The sequence below is a fragment of the Candidatus Omnitrophota bacterium genome (assembly GCA_016929445.1).
Taxonomy (GTDB): Bacteria; Omnitrophota; Gorgyraeia; order JAFGIU01; family JAFGIU01; genus JAFGIU01.
The window spans coordinates 1-5993 of sequence record JAFGIU010000030.1 but is presented as its reverse complement, the minus strand read 5'-3'; the positions used below and the strand labels follow the sequence as shown (position 1 = coordinate 5993).

7 protein-coding genes are annotated in these 5993 nt (G+C 56.7%); 6 read left to right on the top strand and 1 reads right to left on the bottom strand.

Translation table 11 applies throughout. The features are described from left to right. From JW937_02755 to JW937_02730, 6 genes are all read left to right on the top strand, one after another. Positions 1 to 507: hypothetical protein (locus JW937_02755; protein MBN1586330.1), on the top strand; the 507-nt coding region annotated here is incomplete at its 5' end. A gap of 41 nt (positions 508 to 548) precedes the next feature. Then, complete coding sequence (locus tag JW937_02750; GenBank protein ID MBN1586329.1) at positions 549 to 728, top strand: 30S ribosomal protein S21; 180 nt, start codon at positions 549 to 551, stop codon at positions 726 to 728. A 10-nt stretch (positions 729 to 738) separates the two neighbouring features. Next, positions 739 to 3390, top strand: a complete 2652-nt coding sequence (locus JW937_02745; protein MBN1586328.1) for an insulinase family protein — start codon at positions 739 to 741, stop codon at positions 3388 to 3390. After that, positions 3390 to 3845 carry a DUF1844 domain-containing protein gene (locus tag JW937_02740; protein ID MBN1586327.1) on the top strand — a complete coding sequence of 152 codons (456 nt, stop codon included), beginning with the start codon at positions 3390 to 3392 and terminating at the stop codon, positions 3843 to 3845. Before JW937_02745 ends, JW937_02740 begins: the two co-directional genes overlap by 1 nt. 32 nt (positions 3846 to 3877) lie before the next feature. Then, complete coding sequence (locus JW937_02735) at positions 3878 to 4795, top strand: flippase-like domain-containing protein (GenBank protein ID MBN1586326.1); 918 nt, start codon at positions 3878 to 3880, stop codon at positions 4793 to 4795. A 46-nt stretch (positions 4796 to 4841) separates the two neighbouring features. Further along, the gene (locus JW937_02730) at positions 4842 to 5777 is read left to right on the top strand and encodes an SDR family oxidoreductase (protein MBN1586325.1); all 936 of its coding nucleotides are present in this window, start codon (positions 4842 to 4844) and stop codon (positions 5775 to 5777) included. Here JW937_02730 and JW937_02725 read toward each other — a convergent pair. Next, positions 5774 to 5993 (bottom strand): RNA polymerase sigma-54 factor (locus JW937_02725; GenBank protein MBN1586324.1); only part of this gene is annotated, 220 nt, incomplete at its 5' end. The genes JW937_02730 and JW937_02725 overlap by 4 nt on opposite strands.

Below are 5993 nucleotides of genomic sequence, written 5' to 3'. Positions count from 1 at the left end.
CCCAAAGCCGAGCCGCTGCCCGTGGAAAAAACTCCTGAAAACCAACCCGGGTCCAAGGCCGAAAATCCGTCCCAAGCCCCGGCCCCGATTCTCAAACAGCTCGCCACGCGGGCCAAGATCAAACGCCCGGCAGTGGCTGAGGTCACGGTGCACAACAACATCATTTCCGCCAGTTCGCCGGAACTGACCAAGGAACCTTCCTTTCAACGTTACTACGCCGATATCCAAGACCGGATCCAGGCGGAAGCCAGCCGGCGTTCCCCGGGCAACCTGCCGGTAGGGGAGGTGGGAGTGGTCTTTGTCATCTCCAAGACCGGACAGCTTGCGGAACTGAGCCTGGTTCCTGAGGAATCCGTCTCAAACCGCCTCCTGCTGGATCATGCCCTGGCCTCCGTCCGGGAGGCAGCCCCTTTCCAGGCCTTTCCAAAGGATATTGAGAACGAACTCATCAGCTTCCATGTGATCTTCGCCTTTGAGCCCGAGAGCTTGACAGGGCAGATGCGATAAGGATAGAATGCCCAGACACTTAAGGAGGCTGATGCCGCGTTATGTCTAGAGTTGATGTCAAGGAAAACGAGACTCTCGAAAAGGCCCTAAAGCGTTTCAAGAAAAAACTGGAGCGCGAGGGAATCCTCAAAGCGCTCAAAGAGCGCAAGCATTACGAGAAACCGTCCGAGAAGAAGCGCCGCAAAATGCGGAATGCGAGGAAGAAGGCAATTCGGGGGTAAGCAACCGATCATGGCTTTCTTTTTGAGTTGGGACAGGCGCCCGGCACTCAACTGGGTTCCTGTCTTTCTCATGTTAGGCCAATTGGCCTTTGCCTCTCCAACCCAAGCCAAAACACCCATGCCCTCGTATCACAAAGAAATCTTGGAAAACGGGCTGGTTGTGCTGGTCCAGCGGCGGGAGGGACTGCCCGCGGCTGCGGTCCAGGCACTGGTGCGCGCAGGCGGCGCAACCGAGACCGGCCGATTCACCGGCATGGGCATCTCCCATGTCTTCGAGCACATGCTCTTTAAGGGCACACCCAGCCGCGGAGTCGGTGAAATCGAACGGGAACTCCGCCGGTACGGCGGCGATATCCAGGCTTATACTTCACTGGATTACACCGGTTACCACATCACGATCCCGGTGGACGGGCTGCCCACAGCCATCAGCATTCTGGCCGACGGCTTGCAAAATCCCTCTTTTAACCAGGCCGAACTCGCCAAAGAACTCCAGGTCATCCTCAAGGAAATCAACATGAATGAGGATTCCCCGGTGCGTTCTCTTTACCGGCAGCTCTGGCACACGGCCTATTTGGAACATCCTTACCGGCACCCGGTGATCGGATATCCGAAGCAGGTCGAGGCCATAAGCCGGGATGATCTGGTGGCCTACCACAGCAAGCTCTATGTCCCCAACAACATGGTGCTCTCCATTGTGGGCGAGGTGGACCCCGAAGAAACCGTCGAGTTGGTGCGGGAGTCCTTCGGGGATTGGAAACGCGGCCCCAGTCCGGATGATCCGGTTCGGCCGGAACCGCCTCAGACCGCGCCGCGTGAACTGGTGCTGGCACGCCAACTTGAGCTGGCCTATGGCGCTTTCGCCTTTCACACAGTGAGTCTCCGTCACCCGGATCTATTCCCCCTGGATGTTCTGGCTTTGGGATTGGGGAACGGCCGCAGCTCCCGGCTGTACCGTCGCCTCCGCGCGGAGGAAAACCTGGTCTACAGCATTGACGCCAGCAGCTATACGCCCAGAGATCCGGGTCTCTTTACCATCAGCTTTTCTGCGGAACCCAAGAACCTGGATCGCATTCGGGAGATTGTGTTCGAAGAGCTAAGGCGCGTCCAAAAAGAAGGGTTCAAGGAAAAGGAGCTGGAAAAGGCCAAAAAGCAGGTGATCAGCGAACACCTTTTCCGCCTCGAAACCCTGCAGGCCCAAGCCCAGGATTTGGCCCAAGGGGAGCTCCTGATGTCCGACCCCGGTTTCTTCACTCATTACGTGGATTCGATTCAGAAAGTGGATTCCGGGCAGGTCCGGTCCGTGGCAAATCAATACCTCCAGCCAGAATCTGTGACCTATGTGTGTCTGCTTCCCAAAGCGGAGCTGCTTTCTCAAGAGGCTGCAACCGGAGAAAAGCCTACACTCCAGGAACCGCTTTTCAGTACTTTGACCAACGGCGCCCGGGCCATTGTGATCCCGAACACAGACCTGGCCGTGGCCTCTGTGTGCGTGGTCTTTCCCGGCGGAGTGCGCATTGAGGAGGATTCCACCAACGGGTGGTCCGGTCTCCTGGCTACCATGCTCAAGCAGGGGACCAGGAAGCACACGGACGAAGAACTGGCCGAAGAAGTCGAAGGCCGCGGCGCGCGTCTGGACACTTTCAGCGGCAACAACAGTCTGGGCCTGACGGGTTCTTTCATGCTGGAGGATCTGGAGCAAGGCTTGGATTGGATTGCCGAACTTCTCACGGACTGCGTGTTTCCCGCGGACAAGCTGCAGCAACAAAAGGAGTCGGCCCTGGCCGCTTTAAGGGCGGAAAACGACAAGATTTTCACTGTAGGCAAAAATGAATTGCGCGGGCGATTGTTTGAAGTGCACCCGTACCGGCTGAATCCCCTGGGAAGTGAAAGGGCTATTCAAGCGCTCACGGATCAAGATCTGCGAAACTGGTACCGGGATTTTCTCCGGATGGACCAGGCTGTGATTGCGGTCACCGGAGGCGTGGACCCCCGGCAAACGCTGGATCTCCTGGAGGAAAAAATCGGACGCATCAAGCGTCCGGCCCCTAAGAACGATGCTCCGGCCATCCGGCAGGAGGCCGCTCTCGAAGAAACGGTCTCTACAAGCATCCCGATGGATAAGGCCCAGAGCTTGCTCCTGATCGGATTCCGGGGCGTGAGCGTGGATTCCCCGGATCGGATACCCTTTGAGCTCCTGACTCAAGTGCTCAGCGGGCTGGGCTCGCGGCTCTTCGAGAAGGTGCGTGAAGACCTGGGCTTGGCGTACGCTGTCGGCGCGTTTCCCGTGGTCGGGGTAGACCCCGGCTATTACGTGTTCTATGTTCTGACCACCGAAGAACATATCGATGCCGCGCGCGAAAAGCTCTGGATCGAAATCAATGCCCTGAAAAAGGAACCCATTTCCGGGGAAGAGCTCGAGAGCGCAAAGAAATACCTGGAGGCCCAGCACCTCATCTCGCAACAGGCTTCGGGGGCGCTGGCCTTTGAGGTCTCTCTCGATGAACTCTACGGTTTGGGACATAAGCGATATTTGGAATACGGAGAGCTCTTGGGGCAAGTAAATGCCCGGCAGATCCAGGAACTTGCAAAAAAATACTTTCTTGAGGGGGCCCATGTTGAGGTCGTGCTTTCGCCCGCTGCTCAAGAGAAGGAGTCAAAATGATGAGTAAAGACTACAAACTCAACATAGAGAAGAAGGTGGACGAAACCTGGAAATCCCAGGTGGAAAAAGAGAAGGAAAGGATCCGCTCGGATGAGCCGAAGCGTTCCCAAGGGAACTCCGGTCCCTCTCAGCCCGCGCAGAAAGAGACGGCCGGAGAACAGGAGCGCCAAGGCCCCGGATCCGAATCCGCATTTCAAATCTTCATCTCAAGCCTGGGCATTCAGACCCTGATGCACCTCGGAGAATTACCCAATCCCATGACTCAGCAGCCGGAACTTCAAATGGACCAGGCAAAGCACATGATGGATATTCTGGAGATGCTGCAGCAAAAGACCAAGGGGAACCTCACATCCACAGAAGCACAGCTCCTGGACGACCTTCTCTATGAGCTTCGCATGAAGTATATTGCCCGCATCCAGGCCATTTCGGAACCGCCGCCGGGTGCAGCCCGTTGAAAGTTCTGAGTTCCCAAGCCCTTAAAATTCTAGTGAGCCTGGGCCTCCTGGGCTTTCTTTTTTGGCTCATGCGGGACAAGCTTCCCGAGGTGCGCCAAACCCTGGGCACAGCCAACCGGCCCTTGCTCCTCACGGCCTTTGTGCTCCAGACCGGTGTGGTCTTGCTCATGGCCCTCCGGTTGCGTATTCTCATGCGTTCGATGCACATGCCCATGCGTTACAAAGAGGTCACGGAAATCACTTATGTCGGCCTCTTCTTCAATGCCTTTTTGCCCACGTCCGCGGGAGGGGACGTGATCAAAGCAGTCTGGGCGGGACGGAGCACAGGCAAAACCGCCGAAGGTTTCGCCGCGGTGCTCGGGGACCGGATTGTGGGTTTTTGCGCGCTCACCCTGCTTATCGGATTCGGTCTTTTCTCTGCCCGGGACTGGGGAGTGGGTTTGGGCAGGCAACTGGCTAATGCCGTCGGAATCGGGATGGTTGCGGTCGCAGGATCCGTTCTTGTGCTCTCGCTGACGCCTCAGCTGGAGAGCCAAGTCGAAAAACTCCTGGGCAAGCTGCATTTGGGTAAGATAGGCGAGGCCTTGCACCGCTTTATCACCGCGCTGGTAAGCCTGCGGGCTCAGCCCAAAGCTCTGGGCTTGGCTTTGATGCTCTCTTTGGTCTTGCAGTCGATTGTCATTTTTGAGGTCTTTCTCTTATCCCATGCCCTGGCCAGTCCGGTGCTCCTGAGGCTGATGTTCTTGATCGTCCCGGTGTCCATGGTGGCTGGTATGGTACCCTCTGTGAACGGCATGGGGGTGAGGGAAAGCGCCTTCGTACTGCTGCTGAGCCGTGAAATAGGGCCGGAAACAGCCTTTGCGCTTTCGCTCCTGTACTTGGCGCTGCTTTTCTCAATGAGTGTGGTTGGTGGATTCGTCTATTTGCTCAATGGCCGCAGATGGATATAATCAACAAAGGTCAATTCAGAACCGAGGTTTCGATTAGGGGGATTCTATGAAACGCGCACTTGTAACCGGGGGAGCCGGGTTTATCGGTTCCAATCTTGTGAGCACTCTGGTGGAACAGGGAGTTCCCGTTCGTGTGCTTGACAACTTTTCTTACGGCAAGAAAGAGAACCTTGCCTCTGTGATCGGCCGTATCGAGTTGATCGAGGGCGATCTGCGCGACAAGGAAGCTGTGAAGCAGGCTGTGGCCGATGTCGAGGTTATTTTCCACCAAGGGGCGCTTCGCTCGGTTCCGAAGTCCGTGGATGACCCGGAGCCCTACAATGATGTCAATGTCACAGGAACCCTCAATCTCTTGATGGCAGCCAAAGAGGCCGGGGTGCGGCGCGTGGTCAGCGCGTCCAGCTCTTCCGTTTACGGCGATAATCCGGAATTGCCCAAAGTGGAGACCCAATATCCCTTTCCGATCTCCCCCTACGCGGCTTCCAAACTGGCCACCGAGGGCTATTGCCAGACCTTTAGTGCGGTCTACGGTCTTTCTACGGTCAGCCTGCGCTATTTCAATGTGTTCGGCCCCAGGCAGGATCCGGGCTCCGAATACGCGGTGGTCATTCCGGCCTTTATCACCGCCATTTTGGACGATAAAGCGCCTACCATTCACGGAGATGGTTTGCAGTCCAGAGACTTCACCTATATCGATGATGTGGTGCAGGCCAATATCCTGGCGGGAACAGCCCCCGGTCTTTCCGGACAGGCCCTTAATATCGCCTGCGGCGCAAATCACACAGTGCTCGATATTGTGAAGCACACAAACAAGATCTTGGGGAAAGACGTCAAGCCCCAGCACATTGCAGCCCGCCAGGGAGATGTGCGCCACACACTGGCCGATATCACCGCAGCGCGCAAGTTAATACGGTTTGAGCCCAAGGTCATGTTTGAAGAAGGCCTGCAGAGAACAATTGAATGGTTCCAGAAGCAATCCTAGGCTTCTGTGCGTCTGAGGTGGGAGGGAGGAATCCGCATCTCCTCCCGGTACTTGGCGACCGTGCGCCGGGCGAGCTGAAATCCTTGCTTCCGGAGGATTTCGATAAGCTGCTGGTCGCTTAGAGGTTTGGTTTTGCTTTCCGCATCGATCGCCTTGCGCAGCGCCACTTTGACGCGGTCAGTCGAGACCGCCTCCTTCGTACTGCTGCCCCCGATG